Consider the following 24,286-nt stretch of genomic DNA (forward strand, 5'->3'; position numbering starts at 1 on the left):
ACATGCCGCTTTGATACGAAATCGTATCGAAGCGGCTTTTCTATTTTTCGAGGAAATGAGGGTGGGAGTGTGTTCGAAAAAGAATACGAATTGTGGATGCAGAAGCAAATCGATCAGGAGAAAAACCATCGCAGACGAGAATTGCTACAAAAGGGTCTTAGTCACAGTTCCATGGAGCTGCTCCGATTGATCTGGTATCCGGTTGTCGGTCATTTCGATCATTTATATCCGGAATGGGAAGTGCGAGATTTTCATAACAATTACCGCTACCTCGACTTTGCCTTCTTAAGGGGCGGCGCTAAAGGAAATATCGAAATTCAAGATTATCGGTCTCACGCCAGAGATCTGGATACGCGACGCTTTAAAGACTTGTGTCTCCGGCAAAGTTTGTTATCGCTCGATGATCGGGTCTATTTACCGATCGCCTATCTATCGATACGCGATGAACCGGAATTTTGCAAGCAGTTGATATTATCGTTCATCGGGAAGTTTCTTTCGTTCGACGTGGATGGCGGGCTCACTAGTATGGAAGCGGAGACGGTGCGATTGGCGCGGCGGCTGCTCCGGCCTTTTACCCCGAATGAACTGGCGGCACATCTGCGGATTACGGATCGGTATGCTCGAACCATTCTGCATGGTTTGGTTGAAAGGCAGCAATTAATAGTCATTGGCGGCAATAGGAGATTTCGGACGTATCAGTTAAATCTGGGTAACCAGCTCAAGAGTTCGGGAGAATAGGATTGAAGCTTGCTTAACGGAACTGAGAGACGTTATTCATCGGAAAATTAGGCTTTTGGGGGAGCTAACGGAACTGTGCGCCTTTATTACCCTTGATTTGATTAGATTCACCCTCGAAACAGGCAAATAACGGCGCTCCGTTCCGTTAGCGTTGAAAAATGGCGAATATATTTGAAATAAGGCCTCTCAGTTCCGTTGCCAACTCAACTTAAGCTTTCAGAGCCCTACTGTCACAGCCATCTGCGAAGTCCGTCCGTTTGTTGTCTGAAACGGCAGCGTATTGACCTTGGGCATCGTAAGGTTACAGTACCGCGTAGAGGCTTAGCTTAAGCGGTAGGGATATCTGCGCAAAATATAAAAAAATACAGCCGCCTCATTGAGCGGCTGTACCAGACCTTTTCAATGGCCTCCCTCTCCGGGGGCAGGCCCGTCTTGTCTATATCGGCTACGGAGTTGGCGCTGTTTCTGCAGGCGTGCTCTCCGAAGTCTCGCCTCCCGCAGGCTCAGCTTCCGCGGGAACTGTTTCCGTTGCTGCTTCCTCCGTTGGTGCCGTCTCCTCAGGCGCCGTCTCCGTTGCGGCTCCCTCCTCTGGAGCCGTTTCCGTCGTCTCGGGCTCGGTCGGCACCGTCTCGTCGACGATCACGACGCTTTGCGAATCTCCTTCGTACTGCACCTCTGCGCCGAGGGCCTCGCTGATGAAACGAATCGGCACCATCGTGTTGCCCTTCATGATTTGGGCCGGAACCGCCAGAATGACTTCCTCTCCGTTCACTATGGCTTTCGCCTCATCGACAAACAGCTTAATCTCGATTCCATCACGCACGACGGTTACCGAGCGCTCGTCGGCGTTCCACGTTACTTCCGCATGGAGAGCCTCGGAAACCGCGCGGAACGGAATGAGCGTTGTGCCGCCTTTGATAACCGGCGGAATCGGGAAGTCCGGCATCTCGCCGTTGACGTAGGCTTTCACGCCATCGTAGCCTTCCTGCTCCAAGAGTCCGGACAGCTGCTTGTAGCGCGCAAGGTTTCTGAGGTCGCGTTTTACGGCTTCCTTCTGTGCGGCAATCGCTTCTGCAAGCTCTCCCGCTTCCTCATAATATTTCGCGAGCGATTCGTACAGCTCGTCCGCCGCTTGCTCTTCCTCTCCCTTTAACGCCTTAATTTGCTGCTTCAGCTCATCCGCGAGAGCCTTCAGCTCTTCCTTCTTATCTTTATATTGCTCAAGAATCGCTTTGCGCTCTTCTTTGATTTGTTCCTTCAAAGCCTTGCGAGATTCTTCCTCGGATTCGCTATCTTGCTCCAAGGCTTCTTTCGCCAGCTCGAACTCCTCTTCCAGCTGTTGTTTTTGGGCTTCATACTCTTCCTCGGTCAACTCGCCTTTTCGGGCTTCCAGCTCGCCGAGCTTCTGCTCGAAGTCTTGCTGAAGAGCTTCTTCTTTTTGAGCGAAATCTTCCTCCAAGGAAACCGTCGATTCTTCGTTATCGGATTTGCCCTTGCCCTTGCCTTTTTCACTGTCCTCAGCCTTGTTGCCTTGGTGGGCCGGCTTGTCCTTCCAGTCGGGTCCCTTCGCGCTTGCGGAAGGCGACATCGCCAGGGTCAAGGATACCAGCAGAGCGGTGGATACGGCTAAAGCGCTTTTCTTCTTCTTCATTGGGGTACACTCCTTAATAGAAATAGTGAATGCACCAATAGGAACACTATTGGCAACCCAGCCACCATAGGAGAGCTTCTCCCTTAGGTCTGCAGCTTTGCGTCCCCATGTTTCCATAGGTTTGCCTTTATCGTTAGCATCTTCGTACATTGTAATTTCTCATAGCATAAATGGCATGGGCATAAAGTCCCGTTTGTATTAGTTATATAGCCAAAATAGCATGGTAATTGCAGGGAGGCAGGCCATTCTCCCCATTCCCTGCAGCCGCATAAAAAAACCATTCCTGCTTCCGCAGAAATGGCTCGAGACTCTCTCAACATTTATTTAGCCTGTACGGGAACTTGCTTGGGCTCTCTAATTCTTCGACGCAAAGGCAAGTTCAGCAAGAGAAGCCCCGCTACGAACAGGAGCGACCCGCCAATCAGATAAATCGTAATCGGCTCCTCGAAAAACAGGTAGGACCACAGGATCGCGAACAAGACGGTACAATTGCCGACGATGGCGACGGCGGCGAACGGCACCCGCTTGATCGCTTCCGCGAACCAGAAGAAGCTGAGGCCCGTAATAACGCCGAGCAGCACCAGAGCCCCTATAGCCGAAAGCGTTACCGGACCGGCCAGTCCCTCGAATTGAAACGGAATCGGTGCCGTTACGACCAAGGTGCTAACGACAAAAACGGATAAATTCATATTGCCGTTATCCATCGTCTTCAGCAGCATCCGCTGGCTCAAGACGTGCGTCGCCGCTCCGATTCCGGCAAGCGTGAACAGCAGCGTCGTTATTCCGCCGCTCTTCATGAGCTCGCCGATCGGCTCTCCGTTCCATCCGACCACAATCACTCCCGCTAGGCAGAACGCCGCGGCGATCCAGCCGCGCATCGGAATCTTCTCTTTGAATAGCAGCATAGCTGCCAGCAGCAACACGACCGTCTGAACGGGCTGCACGAGAATATTGCCATAGGAGTAGCCAATCTGTATGGCGATATTCTCGAATATATAATTCAACGCTTTCCCGATCGCTCCGATCCAAATCCACTTCAGGCCGACTCGGAGATCCACTTTGCCGTCCCGAATGAAAAGGAATATCCCTAGAAAGAGCACTCCAAAAAAGAAGCGCGCGAACGAAATAACCGAGCTGTCCACCATCGTCGACGCCGTCTTGACGAGCACCCCGACGAAGCTCCAGGCCAGCGTTGCGAGCAGAAGCAATACATATCCCAAAACGGTCTAGCTTCTTCCCTTGGCAAGCTGTTCACGCCATCTGTACTTCGGCTCCCAGCCGAGCAGCCTCATCGCCTTCGAGCTGTCCAGCAACGCCTCATTCCCTTCAAGCGGCGCGCGGAAATCCGTTACTTCCGGATATCGCGCGGCCATCAGCTCGCGGCTTGGCATATCCATGCTCGTCTCGTTCGAGCCCAAATTAAGTGCGACGGAACCGAGCCCCTCCGCCTCGATCGCGAGACGGCACGCCTCTGCGGCATCGCGCGTATCGATGTAGCTCCACAGGATCCGCTCGCGTTCCTCCGGCTTATGAATCCACGACGGGAACCGCTCGTACCAGTCCGGCGGAATGACGTTGCCGAGGCGAAGCGACACGACCTGAATCCCCGATCTTCGGTGGAACATATCCGAGGTCTGTTCGTTCACGATTTTCGACAAGCCATAGCTGTCTTGAGGCAACTGCGGATGCTCCTCGTCCATCGGCACGTATTGCGGGCCAAACGGATGAACGGCAAAACAAATGCCGTAGGAAGACTCGCTGGACGCGAGGACCGCTTTCCGGATGCCCAGCCCTGAAGCCGCTTCCAATACATTGTACGTTGACATGACGTTGTTGCGGAATGTCACCTCCGGCGGCACCATGCCCGCTCTCGGAATGGCCGCCATATGCACGACCGCGTCAGCCCCGGCAAGCGCCCCGTATGTCTGTCCCAAATCCTCAAGATCGACAATCAGCGTAGGGCATAGCTGCTCCTCCGGCTGACGCGTATCGACGTTCAGCACCTCGTAGCCGTGCTCTACCAAATGTTTAACGACCCAGCGTCCGAGCATGCCGCTGCCGCCAGTAACGACTACCTTTTTTATTTGATCTGCCATTGATGATCTCTCCCTTCGTTCTTTTAGCTTAGCAGACTTTGTTTATCCGGTAAACTATGTTTTATATGGTAACATACGCGCGCAGAGACTGTAGGAGCGCCATATGCCTGTCAAAGCCCCCGTCTCTTCTCTGAGACGGGGGCTTTGTTCATTCCATCATTATTCGTAAGCTTGCGGCAAGCCGGATCCCGTTTCTCCACCAATGGATTCGAATGACCCTGGCAAGCCAAGACCGGATTCCTCGTCAACGGACTCGTATTCTTCCGGCAATCCCGAGCCATCTTCTTCGATCAAGGGCTTCTCCTGGACGGAGACGCCTTTGAGTTTGTTCGGCTGTGCCACGGAGTTGCTTACCGTGAACGTCTTATAGGCGGTCGCCGCTTGCACGTCGTAAGACGTCATGTATTCGCTGTTCTGAAGGTCATACACGGTGATCCCGGTAACGTCCGCCCCCGTCCAGCTCACGACCGTTCCCGAATCTACGGGAGTGGTAATCCACAGCGCGTTGCCAACGTTGTTAACCGTTACCTCGGCCCCTTTTTCCTCGATGAAATATGTCTTATTGGCATACATTTGAATCGACGTTTTTTCGCCATTTTTTAAGGTAAGAGTTATGGTAGACGCCTGGCCCGTCAGTGGAATGGAATATACCGTAGCGGTAATGCCTTCAGGGGAAGCAATCGGCGTCGTCTTCCCGATAGTGTTCGATGCTGCTCCCGTACGGTTCTTATAGACGACCCTGAGATCGGCAACCGGATTCTCGTTCCCATAGATGAGAAGCTGCTTCACCATCAGACGATTTCTTGGATCAATGACCAGCGGGGTGTGCTCGACGCCTCCAACGCCGTAGACGACCGTGTTTTTCGTACCGACCGGGAAGTTTGGCCTGCCCTGGCTGCTCAGCACGGGAACGGTGCCATCCCCGCTAATATACTCGGGGAATACGACGCTGCCGTTGTTCGCCAGCTCCGACACATCGTTTACAGGCTTCATATATCTGTAGCTGCCCACGGTGGGCTCGCCTTCGCCCGAAATAATGTACAGCGGAATGTTGGTTTGAGCCAGATCATACATCGTCGCGTGCTTTTTCCATGCTTGATCCATCAAATCTTCGCGGAAGTCCAAATAGTCCCAATTTCTTCCATCATTCACGTTGGATAAGAAATCGACCATCTTGAAATAATCGTCAATCACAACGGGATAGTGATCGTTCCTTGTCTCGCTCATCTTCTGATAATAAGTGAGTACGGGACCATGAAGATGATGGTAGCTTGGAGACGGGATTAAGCCGTATGCCGTTGGCGAGTGCATGGCAAGCTCGCGGCCCAAGTCATTGGCAAGAATCGGAATATCCAAGTCGAAGCCGTCAATCCAAGCCTTCAATGCTTTCGGCGCCCCGAGCCAAGGCGTTCCGAGTGCCACCCATTTGCCAACCTTGCTCGCGTAATTCGAATCCTGTACGGCCTCTTTGATGATGAGTCCTCCGTTGCTGTGCGAGATCAGCATCACTTTGCTGGAGCCGCTTCTCTCGATCGCCAGATCCGTTCTTCTCTTCAGCGCTTCGGTATGTTCCGTATTATCACGAATGAAGTAATAAGGAAGTCCGAACAACGTTTGGCCTGCGACATAGCCTTCGGCTTTCAAATCGGCGATCATATCCTGGAAGTAGATATCTTGGCCTGCCATAGGCGACTCCGGCGCAACGTCGGTAATATCCCACAGTCCCGCGTCCTTGTCTTTGAAATGAATGCCGATATACTCTTCCTTTTCTCCAAAAAAGTTTTGGAGCATCAGTTCGGCCGTATAAGACACGTTAAAGTTCATCCATACGTTCTTAACTTTCCCGTCGTCGGTGTCCCGGCCGTACAAAGCCGTCCCCCCGAAGCCCGGCACGATAATGATCGGGACGTCGCCGTTCTTCTTCAGCGTAAGCTGATAAGGCTGTTCCGCATTGTAGGAGTTATTCTGCGTGTATACCCCGATATAGTAGATGGCGTTTTTCGGCACGATAACCGAGAAGCTTTCGTTTTGGTTAGCGGCTTTCTCGGAGCTTGCCACGACAACGCCCGCTTGGTTAAGAACCTTCACATCATAGTTCGATCCCGCAGGAATGTTCGTCAAGTCGATTTGCAAATCGTAAGGCAGATTCGTGTTCACGATTTTGTAGTAATCCATGTCGGTTCCGGCATGGATTGTGCCGACGAAGGTTCTCGGAGTGCCTGTCGCAGACACGCTGGCTTCCGTCGCTCTATCCGTCGTGTCGTTATTCTCGTATGCATCCGCGGCCACCGCTTTGTAGAATGCTTTCAAGCGGTAGATAGCCTGCGCGCCCGTCTGCGAACCGGAAGCCGGATACACCAAAGCATAGATTTCGTTGCTGTTCACCGGAACGTCCAGGACGTAATCGGCCTGATTGCCCGGGACTCTCGATTCCTTATACAAGGTCTTGTTCGCGTCGTAAACAACCAAATTATAATCGCGGTCCGCTGGTCCTTCCAGAGCGAAGTGAACCTTGCCCGCTCCGTTCGTCTTGAACTTGTAATAGTCCCTATCGGTCGAGGAGGAAAGCGCACCGAGCTTATCGACTCCGTCCTTCAGCAGATTCGCCGTTTCGAAGGAATCGTTGCTTTCTGTTTCATTCTCGGACAAGCCGGAGCTTCCCAGATACATCGTGACTTCGTACGGATTCGGGCTAACCGAGCCGATGGCGGTCGAATATACCTTCAGGTAGAACGGCTGGCCCTTCTTCCCGAATACGTCGGCGACTTGGGGTTTGCCATTAACAAGCTTAGCCGTGCCCACTTCCTGCATCGATTCGTCGTACAGCTTCATGGCGTAACCCGCAAGCGGCATCTTGTTCATGTCGATGGTGAAGTATCCCGTCTTATAAGGAGACAACAAATACCAATCGACGTCCTGCTGATTGTGCAGCGTGGCATTCACATAAGCGCCGTTCGTCTGTCCAAGCTTCGTTGACGTATACGTTTCTTTCGTATTGTTCGGCTCGTAGACGTCCCCGTCCAGCTGCGCGACCTCGAACTCGTAGGAGTCATGAGGCTCGTAATCGCCGCCCGACGCAAACACTTTGACGTAGAATAGCTCGCCTTGATTTCCATAGTGCAGCGGAAGCTGCTTCGGCTCGTGCTCTTCGAAGTACTCCGTCGAATAGAGAGGATCTCCGTCCGCTTCGTATAAAGCAATATGATAGTTTTCCGACGGCCGGTATAGAAGCTGCGCCTGGAAGTTACCGGATTGCGCTAATCGGACGGCATACCAATCCTCGTCGTTCGAGGCATGGATCGTCCCTTCGGCGACATCCGACCGCGTCTGGCCAAGGTTCGTCACGGAAGCCGTCTGCAGGTTATTGTTCCACTCGTGGAAGTCCCCCGACAAAGCGTCATAGCTGGATGTAAAGATGCGCTCGAGCTGGTAGGTGTCGTTCAGGTCGAAGCCATTCGAAGAATACACCTGCACGTAGAAGGTTTGGCCCGCGCTGCCGTGCACGTTGTGCATGATTTTTCCAGGGCGGTTCTCCGTCGAGGCGATAAGGACGCCCTCTGCGTTGTACAGTTTAAAATCGTATTCGCGGCCTTCGGGAATGTTGTGAAGATTCAGCTTGAAATACCCCGTCTCGGCGGCCTCGAACCGGTACCAATCTTGATCATCCGCGGATCCGATGACGCCTTCCAGCTTGCCGGACGACGACGCCCCAAGCGTGGTAGCCGCTGCCGACTCCCTCGTGTTATTCGGTTCGAAAGCATCTACGGGAGCCGCTTGCGCCTGGAACCCGACCTGCATTCGATAATGGAAGCCGCTGCCGATCATGCCCTCGCGCACTGATACCCGGACGAAGTATTGCCGGCCCTGCTCCAGGCGGACATTGTGGATTTCGTACAAGTGGTTCGGATTGTCGTCGTCGATCTCGTTGCCGTACTCGTCGAAAATATCCATTTGAAGCAGATTCGCCGTAGCCGTTTCTTGGAGCACCACGCTCAAATAGCCGGTTTTCGTCACCTGGAACGGGTAATAATCGACCAAGTCTTCCATGAAGCCCTTCCCGCTTACCGCTCCGGTGAAGACGAAATTCTCTCCCCCCGCGAGCGAATAACGTTCATTATCCTCCGGCGTGTTGTTCGGCTCCTGCTCGGAGTAGGAGAGCGCGAGCGACGGCAGCGCGTATGTCGAGGCGTCAGCGCCCGGCAAGGCGGATTGAACCACCAGGGACGTGCTCAGCAACAATGCGGATAAAACTCGTTTCATAATAGCCTCCTTCATGGTATCAAGCTTACCTTCGGCAGCGCCCGGGACGATCGCCCCCGTCGGCACTACCGATCACAAATCGAAGTATAACGCTCCTCCTTCGGGGTTGGGGAGGATGAATTTTTTTCACCACGGGGGTGAAATTTTCTCACCCTCCCGCCGCTTTACTTGGTTAATCCGGCGCTGCGCGGCGAATTGTCGGCATGCTGCGCCTGCTGGGAGCGCGGCGTCATTCGGCCGGTCCAGATGCAGAAGCCCAAGCCCGCGTAAGCGAGTCCCCAGAACAATGCGAAGTACACATTGTCTTCCACCGGAAGGAACATGCTGACCAGATTCAGGACGAACAGAACGGCTACCCAGCGCGGGAACACTTTGGCTCGGAACGTCAGAATGGCGAACAGCAACGTGCAAAGCGTCGTGCCGATCATCCCTCCCATCTGGGCAATCGCCACCATCGCGCCTTCCGGTCTCGGAGCGGACGGCTCCAGGATGAACAGCGTAAACAGCAGCGCAGACGTCAAGATGTTGCCGACCGACATCCCGAGCACGCTAATAAAACCAAGCAAGCCGGTTTCCTTCGACTGCGCCAGAAAGCCGGCAATCGAGCCGATCGCCATCAGAATGCAGGCCGCATAGCCGAAGGACAATTCCGGCACGCTGTCCGTTCCCCAGACGATCGCCGTCGGCGTCATGCCGATTCTCGCGATTCCCGCCAGCAGGCAGATCATGCCCAGCCATTTCAAAACTCGTAAATCCTTCATTTTCATTCACCTCATCGATAGTGTGTTTTCATGTCTCTATCCTACATCCGCGGGAACGTGGGACGGCAGGGCATGAATTTCCCCACTTTTCGGGAAATCGGCATTCCCGATTTCGGGAAGCTCGGGAACAAGGTTTCATTTTTTCTCAACCTTCTCATATCCAAAACTTTCTATCGCCGCTATAATTAGAGCCATGAGAAAAATTAGAATCTATCAAATCCTTATCGGATTGTTCTTTATCGTGACGGCGGCCATCTATGCAAGCTGCATTCCGATCTACTACGACAAGCTTGTCGCCCAGTGTATAACGGAAGGATGCGGCGTGTCGGTTCCCGCCTTGAACGTGGAGCCTGGCGGACCCACGGTAGCCGAGATCGCGCTCCTTCATGTCATCATCGACTGCTCGATTACGATCGTGTTCTATTCCGCCGCCCTCATCCTGCTATGGAAGAGCGCCCGCGAGCCGATCGGCCTGCTCGCCGCGCTGGCAATGATCGCCTTCGGCACTTCTTTCCCGTCGCTTGTCGCGGTAGGCTCGGAAGGTCTTCTCTTCTCGAAATACTGGTTTTTTGGAGTGGCGGGTGTTGGCTGGATTGCCATATCGCTGTTCTGCCTCCTGTTCCCGAACGGCAAGTTTGTGCCGACCTGGTCGAGGTATGCCATGATGCTTATTGCGATCGTGGATATTGCGCATATCTTTTTTGAAGGGAATTTATGGCGGACTCTGCACGTCCCTCAAATTATTCAGCTTATCTGGTATGCATCGACCACCCTGCTGCTGATCTATGCCCAGGTTCATCGATTCAGGAAGGTTTCCTCCCCCGAGCAGCGCCAGCAAACCAAATGGGTCGTATACGGCGTGACGGTCTGCTTCTTCGGGTTCGTGGTGATCAGCATGATGTTCGATCCGAACTTCTACAAGGGGAATGCCGTTTATTATCTCTATCTGAATGCCGCTCTCCACCTCAGCCTGTCGGCTCTTCCGATTACGCTGACGCTGGCCGTTCTAAGGCGGAGACTGTGGGACATCAATCCGCTCGTTAACCGGACGATCGTCTACGGCGCCCTGACGGTATGTATCGTGCTACTGTATACCGGCGTCGTGCTGTACCTCGGCAATTTGTTCGTCGACTGGAGCAATTATGTCGTCTCACTCATCGCGACGGCGCTCGTCGCCGTCGTGTTCGGGCCCCTCAAGGAGTGGCTTCAGAAATTGGTGAACCGGCTGATGAAAGGCCGCCATGACGATCCTTACGCCGTACTGCTAGAGCTGGGCAGCCAAATGATGCAGCCGCTTGCGCCCGATGCGATGCTGTCCGCGATCGCCCGGCAGGTGCAAGTCGCGCTTCGACTGCCTTACGCCAGCATCGCGATGGATATTGAAGGCCAAGAGACAAGGCTGGCCGAGGCCGGCGAGCGGAGAGACGAGTTGGAGCTGCATGCTTTTCCGATTGTCTATCAGGGCAAAACCATAGGCACTCTGTACGCCGCGGGACGTTCGGCGGGAGAAGTTTTTTCGTCGGAGGATCTGATTTTCCTCGAAGTGCTCCTTCAACAAGCGGCGCCGATCGTCAACAACGCGGATATGCTGCAAGGGATGCGGCGGCTGGCGGAGGATCTGCAGGAATCCCGTGAGAAGCTGGTCCTCGCCAGAGAGGAGGAGCGCCGGCGGATTCGGAACAACCTGCATGACGATCTTGCGCCCCGCCTCGCCGCACTAGCGCTGAATGTCGCCATCGCGCGCAAATTCGTCGACAAGGAACCCGCCGCGGCGGTGACCAAGCTTGATGAGCTTGGGCATGTCATTCGTTCGACCGTCCAAGACATCCGCTCCCTCGTTAATGATCTCCGGCCGCCTGCGCTCGACGAGCTCGGGCTGGTCGGCGCCATCCGCGCCCGCATGGACGAGATGGCGAAGCCCGCCACGACTGGCGCGGACGGTGCTGCGAGCAAAGGGCTTCATATGCGGATTGACGCTCCGCAGGAGCTGCCTTCGCTTCGCGCGGCCGTCGAGGTTGCGGTCTATCGGATCGTGACGGAATCGATGGTTAACGTCGTGAAGCATGCGGACGCAACCGACTGCCAAGTCACGTTGACCGTGACGGAGGACCGGAAGCTGCTCGTGGAAGTTACGGACAACGGCATAGGCGTAGGCACGGCAAAGCGTCCGGCATTGACGGGAATGACGGGCGGCATCGGGCTGATCTCCATGCGCGAGCGCGCCGCGGAGATCGGCGGAGAATGCGTCATTGAACGAATGAACACCGGCGGCACGCGAGTTCGCGCGATGCTCCCGCTGCAATAGAAGGAGGCTCGGACGGATGAGAATAATAATTGCCGAGGATCACCCGATGTTCCGGGGCGGCGTTCGAAGCCTGCTCGCCACGACGGATGATCTGGAGGTGATCGGGGAAGCGTCGGATGGCGAAGAAGCGGTAAGGCTGGCCGGCGAGCTTGAGCCCGACCTGATCCTGATGGATATCCGAATGCCGGGCATGAACGGAATCGAGGCGACCGAACGGATCAAGGAGCTGTATCCGTCGATCGAGGTGCTGATTCTAACCATGAATCAGGAAGATCAATCGGTGTTTACCGCTATGCGGGTCGGCGCCAAAGGCTATGTGCTGAAGGATGCGGACGAGGAGGAGTTGCTTCAGGCGATCCGAATGGTCGGAAGCGGCCGGGCCGTCTTCGGCACGGGAATCGCGGAGCGGATGATGCATTATTTTGCCTCGCAAGCCCCGCAGGCCGCGGCCGCTCTCCCCGAGGAAGAAGCGGCGGGACGGCGTGTCGGAGGACATGAGCTGCTGCGCGATCCGGCTTTCGCCGAGCTGACCCGCCGCGAAGCGGAAATCTTGGCGCGCATCGCAAGCGGCGACACGAATGCTCAGATCGCCGACCACCTCCACATCAGCGCCAAGACCGTCGCCAACAACGTGTCGAACATTCTGAGCAAGCTCCAGGTCATGACACGCCACGAGGCACGGAAGCTGGTAGAGCAATCGCGGCAACAGCAGTAATCGAAAAACAGCGGTAGAGATGGACGGTTATCGTCCTCCTCTGCCGCTGTTTCTTTTGGATTCCAAGGCTTGCTTATGTATCGCTTTGAACCCTGCAGGCCATCTGCTCGACTTCCATGGCGACTTGCGTATCGGGCTCGGAGAGACTCCGAACGGGCACCTCCATCTCCTCTTCCGGCCGGTCGAGGGGATAAATTCTGACAGTATCGTTGCTTTCGTTCACATGCTGAATATAAACGCGGGTTCCATTGTACTCCACGTTCGCCATAACTGGCGATTCCGCGATTTCCTGCGCTCTTTGGGTGTTCATCCCACATACCTCCTCTGTTTCTAATCATTTCATTTTGTGCGGAGGAGGGGATTTATATGCAGGACCTAGCTGAAAGCCGAAGTCCTCATGCGAGGACTCCGGCTTTCGTGGCGCTTGCACCAAGCTCTTCAACGAGGATTAGTCGTTGTTCTCCTGAATGAGCGAGAAATCGTCCGCGATAACAATCCCTTCTAATCCGTCAGCAGCGGTTTCAATCGTAACGATTGCTCCTACGGTATTATCTGGCGATTTCGCTAATAGATTGAATACCCGATAATTTCCTTCCGCGTTTTTCGGAATCGTTAGCCGGTTAAACTTTTTCGCGAAAATCTCCAGAATATCCCCGTCTTCATCAATGAATTGCAATCGGACAACAACGGTTGGATTTTCCGGCACATCAGTCCCGCCTCCGCCATCGGATAAAGCGCCGGATAACCGGTACGCTTTGTCATCCGTTAGTCCTCTGCGTATGGTTTGTCTCAATATGGTGCTTGTTCCTATCGAAGCAACGAAATTATCGGAATGCGCCTTCGCCCCGCTCGTGGCGACCGCCGTTCCCACCACGACCGTCCAAGGAGCAAGAACCCCTGATTCGAAGCCGCCGTTTTCAATCAACTCTGTTAATTTACCCGACATGTTCGTCCCCTCCCTTCTGCTAGTTTCTATATTAAATGTATCGCTAGCAGATTTTGATAGGGCTAATCCTACTACTATTAAAATTATGCTTTTGCTAGATTGCGAGAGTTCGATACGGATTACAAAATAAAAAAAGCAGCGCGGAGGTTATCTCCGCACTGCCTACGTATGATGAATATATTAGACCACGCCTTGTGCGATCATCGCGTCCGCGACGCGGACGAAGCCAGCAATGTTCGATCCGACAACCAGGTTGCCCGGATAGCCGTATTTGGCAGCTGCCGCTTCGCTGTTACGATAAATATCCCGCATGATCTCATGAAGCTTCGCGTCCACTTCCTCGAACGACCACGACAGACGCATGCTGTTCTGCGCCATCTCGAGCGACGACACCGCTACGCCGCCTGCATTAGCCGCCTTCGCTGGCCCGAACAACACATTGTTGTTCAAGAAAACATCGATCGCGGACAATGTGGAAGGCATGTTCGCGCCCTCGCCTACGGCAATAACGCCGTTGTCGACAAGCGTCTGCGCCGACTGTTCGTCGATCTCGTTCTGCGTTGCGCATGGCAGGGCGATCTCGCAAGGGATCGACCAGATGCCTTCGCAGCCCGGCGTATAAGTCGCATTCGGACGAGCTTTCACATACTCGCTGATCCGTTTGCGCTCCACTTCCTTCAGCTGCTTCACAAGAGCCAGATCAATGCCCTCCGGATCGTGAATGTAGCCGTTCGAATCGCTGCAGGCTACGATCTTCGCGCCAAACTGCTGGAGCTTCTCGATCGCGTAGATCGATACGTTGCCGGAGCCGGATACGACGGCCGTGCGTCCTTCCAGGCTCAGTCCTTTCGCTTGCATCATCTCGTTGACGAAATAGACGCAGCCGTAACCCGTCGCTTCCTTACGCGCAAGGCTTCCGCCGTATCCCAGGCCTTTGCCCGTAAGAACGCCCGCTTCATTGCCGCTTCTGATCCGCTTGAATTGTCCGAACATATAACCGATCTCGCGCGCGCCGACGCCGATGTCGCCAGCCGGCACATCGATATCAGGGCCGATGTAGCGGTAGAGCTCGGTCATGAAGCTTTGCGTGAAGCGCATGATTTCCTGCTCCGATTTACCCTTCGGATCGAAGTCGGAGCCGCCTTTGCCTCCACCAATCGGTTGGCCGGTGAGTGAGTTTTTGAAAATTTGCTCGAAGCCGAGGAATTTAATAATGCTTGCGTTAACGGAAGGATGGAATCGAAGACCGCCTTTGTAAGGCCCAAGAACGCTGTTGAACTGAACGCGGAAGCCGCGGTTGACTTGTGCCTTGCCGTTATCGTCAACCCATGGCACGCGGAAGGAGATGAGTCTTTCCGGCTCGGTAATTCTCTCGAGGATGCTGTGCTCGATGTAATGCGGGTTAGCCTCGAGCACCGGAATCAGCGAATCCAGTATCTCTTTGACTGCTTGGAAAAATTCCTTCTCGCCTTGGTTGCGGTGAATTACCGTTTCGTAAATGGACTGCACATATTCCCTTGCGGATTGCTGTTTAACCATTACATCGTTCACTCGGTGGACACTCCTTTGGCACGAAACGACGGGGATAAAGACTGAACTCTACTCATCGTTCGTTTATGAATAGGATTAGGGTTAACGCGAATTACTGTAGATTCTACAGTAATTCGCGGCGAAGCTCTTCAGGCGACTTAGGGGACAAATAAGAGAATGGGACGTCGAATACGGTTTTCGCGCCGCTGAGCCCCTCGATGCTCATCCGGTTAACCGCTCTTGCGTATGCGACCATAACGCTTGCCGTAAACTCGGGATTGCTCTCCAGCTTGAGGCCGAACTCGATGATTTGTTTCGTGCCCTCTCCCGTAATACCGCTGCGGATGACGAAGCCGCCATGAGGCATTCCCTGATGCTCGGCCTTCAGCTGATCTTCCGTGATGAAATGAACCGTTGTGTCGTAATCGGAGAAGTAGTTCGGCATCGAAACGATCGTCTGGCGGATGGCCTCTTGGTCGGCGCCCTCTTCGGCTACGACAAAGCACTCGCGAAGATGCTTCTCGCGCGTCGCCAGATCAGGAGTTTCGCCGGCGCGAATACGCTCGATGACCGATTGGACGGGAACGGTGTACTGCACGCCCGCCTTCACGCCAGGCACGCGGCGAATAGCGTCCGAGTGTCCTTGGCTGACGCCTTTGCCCCAGAACGTATAATCCGTCCCTTCCGGCAGGATGGCTTGTGCCAGCAAGCGGTTAAGCGAGAAGAGACCCGGATCCCAGCCGGTCGAGATAACGCTTAGTTTACCGCTTTGCTTCGCTAAAGCATTTACCTGATCGAAAAACTCCGGAATTTTCGCGTGCGTGTCGAAGCTGTCAACCGTGTTGAACATGCTTGCCATGAACGGCGTTTGTTCCGGAAGATCCGTCGCCGAACCGCCGCAGAGAATCATAACGTCGATTTTGCCTTTGTACTGCTCGGCCACCGAGATATGCTCGAACTTCACTTCGCCCGTCGCCAGCTGCTCCGGCTCTCTGCGGGTGAAAATCGCAACAAGCTCCATATCCGGATTTTGTTTAATCGCCTTTTCGACGCCTCTGCCGAGGTTACCGTAACCGACGATACCCACTTTAATTTTTTCCATTTTTTTCCTCCTAAAATCAAGGTAAACCACCTATTATCTGGAGCTCATCTCCGTCCTTCGAGATTTAGAGACAGAAGACAAGGGTTTAGCCAAAAATGTCTCAGACTCGCTGAATTCCAATCATAACATCGATTTATTTTAAATAATTCATCGCAATAATGCAAACAAATATTTATATAGTGCAAACAGAAGGTAACCTAACATCGTATTTTGTCAACCCCATTTTATTTTTCCGCTGGCAGACTTGCTGATTTCCATCTTCTTTTTTCATTCGCGCGAATGCTCTAGGCTAGTCACAGATGGATGTTTGATAACTTTTTTTATGTCGTGCTTTTCGCAATTTCGTCCGAATATATCACAATTATTAACTGTAATTCTTGATAACTACTTAAGTTAGGTATCGTTACATTTATATAAACTTTACGATTTATACGGAGTTTCTCTTGGCTCCAGTTGCCTGTAACCTAACACGGCATGTTCGTTTATAACCCCCTTCTCGGCTGTGAATCGCACGGAAAAATTTAAAAAAAAGTTAGTTTTTGCATCCGCAAGCAGGGACTTTGCCTCTTAGAACCCTTGAAGGGATATGATCGTCACTTCTCTCGCCGTTAAGACGGATATGTTCCGCAGCTCCGTTTCATCGAAAAATGTCGAATCCCATTCCAGGAAGTAGTGCTATAGTAATGGCGTTATGGTACGATGTTTCTATCTATTACCACTTAGCAGAAGGGGATTCCAATGCCCGAACCAGCCGATCGCTTGCCGCAAGCCAAATCTACCGCTCCCTCCCCACATGCCTCTCGCGCATCCAGCGAGGCCGATTTCGAACCCAGACAAGCATTCTCGAAAATCAATCAAGGGCATATGACCCCCGCGGCTATTATGCAATTGCAGCGGACTGCAGGCAATCAAGCGGTTGTGCAGCTGTTCCGCGAACGAAGCGGCGCCGTCTCCGGGTCCGGGCCTCCTGCCCAGCCGCATGTCGTACGCCCCGGCAATTTGTTTCAGAACGCGTCTGCCGGCGCGGCGTCTGCCGAGGCCGTCATAGCGACGCCGAGCATACCGGCCGATTTGAAGGGCAAAGGCGGCTATGCGGATGTGTACGGCTGGCTGAAGGAGCAGGCGAACGCCTCCAAGAAATCCGGCTTATTCGGCTTCTTCGATGTCTTGAGTCCCGAGCAGAAGATGAGCGCGATCCGCTCTATGGCCGGTGGCGCCCGGTCCATATCGGTCGAGGCCGTGAAGAAAATCATGATGACCGGCTTGATCTCCAAGTCGGTCGATTGGGACAAGTTCTCCGTCATCTGCCGTCAGGCCAAGATGATCGATACGAACAACTACAATGCCGACCAAGACCGCGATTACGCCAGCTATGCCGCGATCGGCACGTCCGGCGCGGCTGGCGGCGTCTCCGGCTCGGCGACGATCAGCAAGACGCTGGGAGCCGGCGGGGCGACCGGCACGGCGCTGGTCGCCGCTCCGATTGCGGGCGGCCTGAGCGGCGTCGCGGCCGTGTCGCAGATTTACAACGCGACGCAGAACTACGACGGCGCTATGAGCGCTGCCGGCAAGGCCCAGATCGTCGCCGGGGAAGGCGCGAGCGGAGCCGCCGATTTGGCGAGATTCTCCGCCGGCACGGTGAACGGCGTCAGAGAGGTATCCGGCATGGCGCTGAACGGCGCGGCTACCGTGGCGGCGGGCGCCGGCGCCATCGTCGGCGGCGCGGCCTACATGGTTGGAGGCGCAGCAGGCTATATCGAGAGCGGACGCAACGCGAAGAAGCTCGGTCAGCTCGAAGAAGAGCTTACCGAGAAGGAAGGCGACGAGACGAGCGACAAGAAGCTGCTGGCGGCGAATCTTGGCCGGTCGACGCAGGAGATGAACAAGTCCAAGAGCGGAATGACCGCCGTCAAAGGAGCGATGATGATCGCCGGCGGGGCCATGCTGATCGCCGCGGCCGCTTCACCGGCCGGACCGATCCTCATCGCGCTTGCCGCTATTCTAGGCGGGGTCGCGGCGGTCGTGAAATTTTACAAGAAGTACAAGAGAAAAGAAATGTTCGTCGACAAGGCGCTCAAAGTCGAGGAAGCCGCGGCGCTTCCCGAGAACCAGGGCATCGAGAAAAGCCAGCTCCGGCAGGCGCTGCTCGAGAAGCACGGCTTCAATAGCGTTGGTCAGTGTTATGCCCAGCTGGTAACCGATCTGGCTTCCATGCTGTACGAGAGCGGCGTGGCCGGCGAGGACAAGGAAAGCATTCAAATTATCGAAGGCATCGGGCTTAGAATCGATAAGGAGAAGAAAGCGCCGAGCAAAGAAATGATCGCCAAAAAACTGCATACGTAGAGGAGCATCGCCATGACAGACTCATCATCGTTCGCTTACTCCGTGTTAACCCGACTATTCGATTATTACGACGGCCACGGGATCGCCTCGAAGCTGGCGGAGCCGGATGAAGAAGCGCCTTACGCATCGCTTTTGATCCGATTCGACGAGATCGGATCCCGCAGCGATTCGCTCATCTTCGAGATCGGGTTCATCCCCGGCTTGGACGAAGCGGCGCAGGAAGGCGTCCACCTGCTGCAGACGTTCTCGGTCGTCCGCGAGGAGACGGAGCCGGAGAGCTATGAGCGTCTCTTGGATATTTGCGCCAGTCTCAACCACACGCTCCCTCTCGGCGCGTTCGGCGTAGCCGCCAAGGGCGGGGCGCTTTATTTCAAGCATAACGCCATGCTGAGGCGCGACTGGCTCGACAATGAGCAGGGGCTGCAGCATCTCGACCGAATGAACGGTCTCATTCTCCATCAGCTCCATCAATTCGTAGATAAGCTTGTTGACGAAGCGTAACGCAGAAAAACAGAGCAAGGATGCTGCCGCATCTTTTGCTCTGTTTTTCGTTCACCGCTATGGCTTGAACGTAAGTCCTTGCTCCTCCAGCGCTTCCCTTAATTTCGGGAGAGATCCAGGTCCTATGCCGTGCAGCTTCAAAATTTCTTTTTCGCTGTGCTGCGAAAGCTGCTGCAGCGTCGTGATGCCATGATGCTCCAGCGCCCGTCTTGCGGGCGCGGATAATCGGACAAGAAACCCACCCGCCGTTTTTTCCTGCTCGCAGGTCGGACACGTAGGACAGTCGCTGCTTTTATAGTAGGCATGTCCGTTTGGGCACGTTCTTAAGCTCTTTGGGGATGTCACCATGTTGCTCCCTCCCATATAAGAAAATCGTCTTCGTTAAGTAGCATAACATAACTATTCTATGTAAGCCTTGCAACAGTGAAAAAAGACTCGCTTGCCTTATTTCAAGTCGAGCGAGTCTTAACGCTACCTAAATTGGTCGTTATCAGCTTCTATTACGGCTGAATTTCTTCCCCGTAGAACGTAATCGGTCCAACAATCAAGGCTTGTGGTGTTCCCGGTGTGCCCAGTCGGGCGGACAGATTATAGGTGACATTTTGCGATGATGCGAAAGGTCCGTCGACATGACAGATCGTCGTAAGTCTGAAGTTATCAAATACGGCAAATCCTCTTTGGTTTGTGGCCGAAGCACTATCCGTTGCACGATAAATGACAGTGCCTGTTCCAACAGGTCCTCTCCAAATCTCAAGGATCAAATCTACCTTTACCGGCCCTACGCTTTGTAGCCCACTGTTCTCCACGGCCAACCATCCGACGTTCGCTACCAGTTTCACAACGTTATTCGTTCGTACGTTCATCGTAAAGTCCCCAATAGATTGAGGAACCGTCGTTACGGGTATCTCCAAGATATTAGGCGAGTGTATACTAAAAGCAATCTCTTTGAGTTTTGACAATATAACCACCACCTTTCCTCACTAATTATTCATTTTTCAATGGCAGCGCCATAAAACGTTAATGGAGCAATAACGAGTGCATCTATGTTCAAAAGGTTTATCACTCTAGCAGTTAGAATATATTTGCCATTCTCCCCGCCATTGTAATCAATGAGATCCATGGATGAAATGCAATAGTTATCAAAAGTAAGTCCTCTCCCGCGATCCGACGCCTGAGCGCTGTCTCTCCCCACATAGATGGGAGAACTTTTGCCTATAGCATCACGCCAAATCTCAAAAACAACGTCCACTTTTTCAATCGAGCTGCTTAAACTTTCAGCATCTATGAGTGCAATCCACCCCACGTTCCCCGCTAGCTTCACGACGCCGTTACGCTTAGCTTCAACGCGAATCGATGCCAACTCCGTCGGCGTCTGCGCCAGAGAGTAAGGTGTCAGCTGCTGCCAATGAAAGTCGAAAGATTCCAATTTCGCCATTCAAGTTCACCTCCTTCATATCCTGTTCCTTAATTCCCATTCTTGATGGCTTCTCCGAAATAAGTGATCGGACCGATCACCGTCGCGGCAGATGCCCCACCGGTTCCAAGCCGCGCGCTAAGCGTATAGACGCTTGATGACGACGACTGAAATCTCTTGTCGATATGCTTGAGCGTCGTTACCCTCAAATTATCGAATAACTGGCCTAGTTGGTTTGTCGCTTGCGCGCTGTCGATGACGCGAAAAATTAATTCTCCCGTGCCGACAGCTCCCCGCCACATTTCGAATATGACATCTACCTTCTGGACTTGTCCTCCTTGATCCACTACGGCTTGCCATCCTACAGTTCCAAATAAGCTCACTAGGTCGCTGCCCGAAGTCGAAATGGTGAACGCAGCGATGGACTGCGGCGCCGGCGTTAATACAATTGCGGTACCTCCCGTAACGTTATTGGGCAAAACAAAAAATGAAAATGCCTTCAGCTCTGCTCCCATGAAATATCACCTCCTGCTAGTAAGATTGGTGATAGTATATGTCTCCGATTGAAAGGTAGCTTGTACGTATGCAGGAGGACAACCATGGAAATCAAAAACAAAGAAGCTTGCGGACTCTGCCGCAAGCTTCCCATTTTCCCACTATCCCGCCTCATGTTCGCCAGGCTGCTTCACCCGAATAACAACCGCCGTCAACGGCTCCATCTCAATGGCGCCTGGCGTCAGCGCAAATCCCGATCTCTCCGCCACTTCGGTTGTACCCGCCTCCCCGCTGTCCACCAGAACGTCTCCTCCAGTCAGATCCTCGTTTAGAGTCAGCGTACGCGGCCATGAATCCGCGTTCACGAATACGTAGTAAGCGCCCGTTCCGTCCGTCGATTGACAGCGGTACGCGATGACGAGATCGAGCTCCCCGATTTCCGGAGCCTGAATCATAGTCACTAGACGGTTCACAGCGTCCCTATCGCCGAGCCGGAACGCGTTCGTCGACTTTCGCAGCTGAATCAAGCCGGCTGTATAGGCGCGGGTTCGCTGGCTTTCCGGGTATAACGTTCCGTCATCTGTCGCCTTGCTCCAATCGAATCGGTTAATGGCGTCCGAAGAATTGTAGGAGTTGTGCACGAAGTACCCGGCGAACTCGCCGTGTCCATAATAGAACGGATGCGCGTGAGCCGGCGTGCCGCCGCCTCTCCACTGCTTCGTCCTGCCGTATTCCTGGCCGGCATGCAGGAATGCCGTCCCTTGCGCCGTTAAGAGCAGTACGTGACCGAGCCGAATTCGCCTATGGATGTCGCTGGCATGAGCAGGGTCGTTTGGATCCGCTCTCAGCGTCAAGGCAATCACGTCATGCAGCGTCAGATTGTCGTGCGCTTCCAGATACTGCACCATGTCGCCAGGCGAATCCGCCGGCGTATTATGAGGCTGTGCCTTAATATTCTGAAACAACGTGGCGATATGACGCGCTCCGCCCGTCAGGAACCGGGATTCGCCCTCGAAGCCGTAGCCTGATTTGAGCTCGTTGCGGAACTCGTCGGAGAAGACGCCGACATCATCCGTCTTATCCATCCAATCCTGATCGGCCCCTTTTCCGGTCAGCTCGGGCTCCCCCAGATGCCCGGAGAACGTTCGCCAGCCTTCCCCGATGAACAGAGGATTGGGATGAATGGCCGCCGCCGCGTCATACGCGCGCTGCACCGACTCGTACGTCGCGTCGCCCATCATATCGAAGCGCATGCCGTCAATCTTGTATTCCTCGAACCAGTATTTGACGGAATCGATCATCAGCTTCTCCGCCATCTTGTGATTGGTTGCCAGGTTGCTGCCGAAGCCGCCGAGCAGCTCTCCCGCTTCATTGCGATAGAAATAATAGCCCGGGACGATATCCTCCAGCAGCCATGCCTTCGCCATATGCGTATAGACAACGTCGAGAATGACGCCCATTCCGGCCGAATGAATCGCGGCGATTAACTCCTTGAGCTCCCTTACCCGAAGCTCGGGATCGCGCGCGTTCTCGGAATAGGCTCCGTCCGGCGAGAAATAGCTGTGCGGATCGTACCCCCAATTGTACTGGTTGTTCTCCGTGGAATACTCGAGCTCCCTATCCCCCATGGCCGCTTCATCGCCGTAATACCAAGCCATGACGGGCAGAAGCTGAACGTGGGTGACGCCGAGCGAGCGGATATAATCCAGCTTGTCGATCATGGCCCGGAAGGATCCCCATCTTGCCCGCAGCTCGCCCGCGATGGAAGGATCGGACGTGAAGTCGCGGACATGCGCTTCATAGATGACGGCGTCTTCTCTTCGTTCGTACCCTTCGATCCGGGCGAAGCCGAATTCCCCTTCGGGATTGGTGCTTTCGAGATCGATGATGGCCGCTTTGCCAACGATATCCCGGTCTTCCCCGAGCGGATATCCCGCCGGGCTGACACGGAATTCGGCCATCGACTTCGCGTAAGGATCCAGCACGCTTTGCGTCGTCTTGCCGTGCGTCACTTCATATTGATAATAATACCCTCTTACATCCGCGATGTTCAGTGCTTCCGGCATTGCCTTTACGGACCATACACCCCTGTCGCCTCGCGTCATGGCCAAGCTGCCAATCAGCCGTTCGGCGTTGTCCTTATCATAGAACCGAACCGTGACCGCATCCGCCTTCGGCGCCCACAGCTTCATGACCGCCTGACCGTTCGCATACACCGCGCCCAAATCGTCTCCGTCATAAACATAATTCGCATCCAACTCTGCCCATGTCGCGTGCGCGACATTGGAGTCCGCAATGTCTTCATACCATTCCGCCACTCTTTTGGATGCGGCATCGTCATGAAACATAAACGTTACCTCCTTGGGGGCGTCAAGCCTGAACGATATATTGTACCCTCCCGGTTCCCCGCCTGCGCCATAGTTTTCGTGCCAGCTGCCGTTCAGAGCTACTTTGTATTCGTAGCTGCCGGGAGTTAGGGATACTCTTAGAATATGCAGACCGTTACCAATATGGTTCATCCGAGATTCCGCCGCGTCCACGATCCAGTTGCCTGCGATGCCGAGCTGCGTCTGAAAATTGCCTGCCACATGGGCGATTCTGGTCATCGTTTCCGCTGGCATTAATAAAGTTTGAGTTTGCATTCTGCACACCACCTCATAGGTAAACTGAAGTCTATGTAAGCCGCTACTAGATTCGTATCATTCAGTATGCTCCTGCAGACGAGCTCTTATAACTGATGCCGTTAACCGTTCTCTGCCTTAACTATTATTTCGGAAGATAGACTAGCAAAAAGCAATAGTCTGAGTTTTCTACGATAAGAATAAATAAAGAGGCAGCTGTCTCGTCGTAAGACGAACCAGCTGCCTCTAGCAGTTTAGGCCCCTTCCGTTTATCGAATGTCTTTAGAATATACCGAGAAGCCGCTTCTTTTCTGCCAGCCTGTCCTGCTCCAAAAACGGTTGCCCGCCTCATTATCGTCCAATACGAAGATGTGGCACTTATCAATGCCCTCTTCCTTCAATTTACTTAAGCACTGATCGACCATCAGCTGACCAATCCTTTGCATCCTATACTCGGGTTGAACAGCGACATGATGTATAAATCCTCTTCGTCCATCGTGTCCGCATAATATAGTTCCCACGATGCGACCACCCGTCTCATATACAAAGCTGAGTCCTTTATTTCGGATTAAATACGACTCCATATTAGGTTGAGAATCGGCATCGCTCAAAGAAAGTCCTTCAATTTCATTCCATAAAGCAATCATTTGATCATAGTCATTCATGGTCATTTCCCGCATCATGCGCAGCAACACCTTTCTTAAGTTGAATCCTCTTTCCCGTTTAGTATAAGATGGAGATTAATATGAATCAAACGAATAATAATACTAATAGATATGAATTAATTTCATTTAAAAAGGAAAGTGAA

At 53.7% G+C, this 24,286-nt stretch carries 19 protein-coding genes, 1 pseudogene and 1 riboswitch; of the genes and pseudogenes, 5 read left to right on the top strand and 15 right to left on the bottom strand.

The genetic code is table 11. The annotated features are described in order from the left end of the window. The first annotated feature begins 96 nt into the window (after nt 1–96). Complete coding sequence (locus NQZ67_RS19060; protein WP_257449155.1) at nt 97–738, top strand: transcriptional regulator; 642 nt, start codon at nt 97–99, stop codon at nt 736–738. 445 nt (nt 739–1,183) lie between these two features. Here NQZ67_RS19060 and NQZ67_RS19065 read toward each other — a convergent pair whose 3' ends face one another. The 5 genes from NQZ67_RS19065 to NQZ67_RS19085 all read right to left on the bottom strand — a co-directional run bounded on the left by NQZ67_RS19065 (nt 1,184) and on the right by NQZ67_RS19085 (nt 9,506). Next, complete coding sequence (locus tag NQZ67_RS19065; RefSeq protein ID WP_257449023.1) at nt 1,184–2,389, bottom strand: stalk domain-containing protein; 1,206 nt, start codon at nt 2,387–2,389, stop codon at nt 1,184–1,186. A gap of 48 nt (nt 2,390–2,437) precedes the next feature. Further along, nucleotides 2,438–2,525: riboswitch (cyclic di-GMP riboswitch) on the bottom strand. 184 nt (nt 2,526–2,709) lie between these two features. Further along, on the bottom strand, nt 2,710–3,609 hold the full coding sequence (locus NQZ67_RS19070) for a DMT family transporter (protein ID WP_257449025.1): 900 nt from the start codon (nt 3,607–3,609) through the stop codon (nt 2,710–2,712). A gap of 6 nt (nt 3,610–3,615) precedes the next feature. Continuing rightward, complete coding sequence (locus tag NQZ67_RS19075; protein ID WP_257449027.1) at nt 3,616–4,485, bottom strand: NAD-dependent epimerase/dehydratase family protein; 870 nt, start codon at nt 4,483–4,485, stop codon at nt 3,616–3,618. Between the two features lie 159 nt (nt 4,486–4,644). After that, nucleotides 4,645–8,745, bottom strand: a complete 4,101-nt coding sequence (locus NQZ67_RS19080; protein WP_257449029.1) for a lipase/acyltransferase domain-containing protein — start codon at nt 8,743–8,745, stop codon at nt 4,645–4,647. A gap of 164 nt (nt 8,746–8,909) precedes the next feature. Then, nucleotides 8,910–9,506, bottom strand: coding sequence for a hypothetical protein (locus NQZ67_RS19085; RefSeq protein ID WP_257449031.1), 597 nt, complete (start codon nt 9,504–9,506; stop codon nt 8,910–8,912). A gap of 193 nt (nt 9,507–9,699) precedes the next feature. Between NQZ67_RS19085 and NQZ67_RS19090 the strand changes: the two genes are divergently transcribed. Continuing rightward, nucleotides 9,700–11,811: a GAF domain-containing sensor histidine kinase gene (locus NQZ67_RS19090; protein ID WP_257449033.1), complete on the top strand. Its 2,112-nt coding sequence runs from the start codon at nt 9,700–9,702 to the stop codon at nt 11,809–11,811. 16 nt (nt 11,812–11,827) lie between these two features. Next, a complete protein-coding gene (locus NQZ67_RS19095) occupies nt 11,828–12,526 on the top strand; it encodes a response regulator transcription factor (RefSeq protein ID WP_257449035.1) in 699 nt (232 codons plus the stop codon). A 136-nt stretch (nt 12,527–12,662) separates the two neighbouring features. Here the strand turns inward: NQZ67_RS19095 and NQZ67_RS19100 are convergent. From NQZ67_RS19100 to NQZ67_RS19115, 4 genes and pseudogenes are all read right to left on the bottom strand, one after another. Further along, nucleotides 12,663–12,836 (bottom strand): annotated as a pseudogene (locus NQZ67_RS19100) (small acid-soluble spore protein H); the annotation flags it as partial. Between the two features lie 138 nt (nt 12,837–12,974). Beyond that, nucleotides 12,975–13,472, bottom strand: a complete 498-nt coding sequence (locus NQZ67_RS19105; RefSeq protein ID WP_257449037.1) for a hypothetical protein — start codon at nt 13,470–13,472, stop codon at nt 12,975–12,977. A 180-nt stretch (nt 13,473–13,652) separates the two neighbouring features. Beyond that, nucleotides 13,653–15,011, bottom strand: coding sequence for an NADP-specific glutamate dehydrogenase (gene gdhA, locus NQZ67_RS19110; RefSeq protein ID WP_257449156.1), 1,359 nt, complete (start codon nt 15,009–15,011; stop codon nt 13,653–13,655). 115 nt (nt 15,012–15,126) lie between these two features. Next, entirely contained in the window at nt 15,127–16,104 is a 978-nt protein-coding gene (locus tag NQZ67_RS19115; protein WP_257449039.1) for a diaminopimelate dehydrogenase, read from the bottom strand. Nucleotides 16,105–16,842: 738 nt separating this feature from the next. Between NQZ67_RS19115 and NQZ67_RS19120 the strand changes: the two genes are divergently transcribed. Further along, nucleotides 16,843–18,447 (top strand): phage tail family protein, encoded by a 1,605-nt coding sequence (locus tag NQZ67_RS19120; protein ID WP_257449040.1) that lies wholly within the window; start codon nt 16,843–16,845, stop codon nt 18,445–18,447. Between the two features lie 12 nt (nt 18,448–18,459). Continuing rightward, nucleotides 18,460–18,948 carry a hypothetical protein gene (locus NQZ67_RS19125; protein ID WP_257449042.1) on the top strand — a complete coding sequence of 163 codons (489 nt, stop codon included), beginning with the start codon at nt 18,460–18,462 and terminating at the stop codon, nt 18,946–18,948. A 57-nt stretch (nt 18,949–19,005) separates the two neighbouring features. On the opposite strand, the gene NQZ67_RS19130 is transcribed toward NQZ67_RS19125, so the two are convergent. The 6 genes from NQZ67_RS19130 to NQZ67_RS19155 form a co-directional block, all read right to left on the bottom strand. Then, the gene (locus tag NQZ67_RS19130; RefSeq protein ID WP_257449044.1) at nt 19,006–19,296 is read right to left on the bottom strand and encodes an RNA polymerase alpha subunit C-terminal domain-containing protein; all 291 of its coding nucleotides are present in this window, start codon (nt 19,294–19,296) and stop codon (nt 19,006–19,008) included. A gap of 152 nt (nt 19,297–19,448) precedes the next feature. Then, the gene (locus NQZ67_RS19135; RefSeq protein WP_257449046.1) at nt 19,449–19,811 is read right to left on the bottom strand and encodes a hypothetical protein; all 363 of its coding nucleotides are present in this window, start codon (nt 19,809–19,811) and stop codon (nt 19,449–19,451) included. Between the two features lie 125 nt (nt 19,812–19,936). Continuing rightward, nucleotides 19,937–20,383 (bottom strand): hypothetical protein, encoded by a 447-nt coding sequence (locus NQZ67_RS19140; protein WP_257449048.1) that lies wholly within the window; start codon nt 20,381–20,383, stop codon nt 19,937–19,939. 29 nt (nt 20,384–20,412) lie between these two features. After that, nucleotides 20,413–20,877, bottom strand: coding sequence for a hypothetical protein (locus NQZ67_RS19145; RefSeq protein WP_257449050.1), 465 nt, complete (start codon nt 20,875–20,877; stop codon nt 20,413–20,415). A 141-nt stretch (nt 20,878–21,018) separates the two neighbouring features. Next, nucleotides 21,019–23,499 (bottom strand): pullulanase X25 domain-containing protein, encoded by a 2,481-nt coding sequence (locus NQZ67_RS19150; protein WP_257449052.1) that lies wholly within the window; start codon nt 23,497–23,499, stop codon nt 21,019–21,021. 248 nt (nt 23,500–23,747) lie between these two features. After that, nucleotides 23,748–24,161, bottom strand: coding sequence for a GNAT family N-acetyltransferase (locus tag NQZ67_RS19155; protein ID WP_257449053.1), 414 nt, complete (start codon nt 24,159–24,161; stop codon nt 23,748–23,750). Nucleotides 24,162–24,286 lie beyond the last annotated feature (125 nt).

The organism is Paenibacillus soyae (genome assembly GCF_024623455.1).
Classification (GTDB): Bacteria; Bacillota; Bacilli; order Paenibacillales; family Paenibacillaceae; genus Pristimantibacillus; species Pristimantibacillus soyae.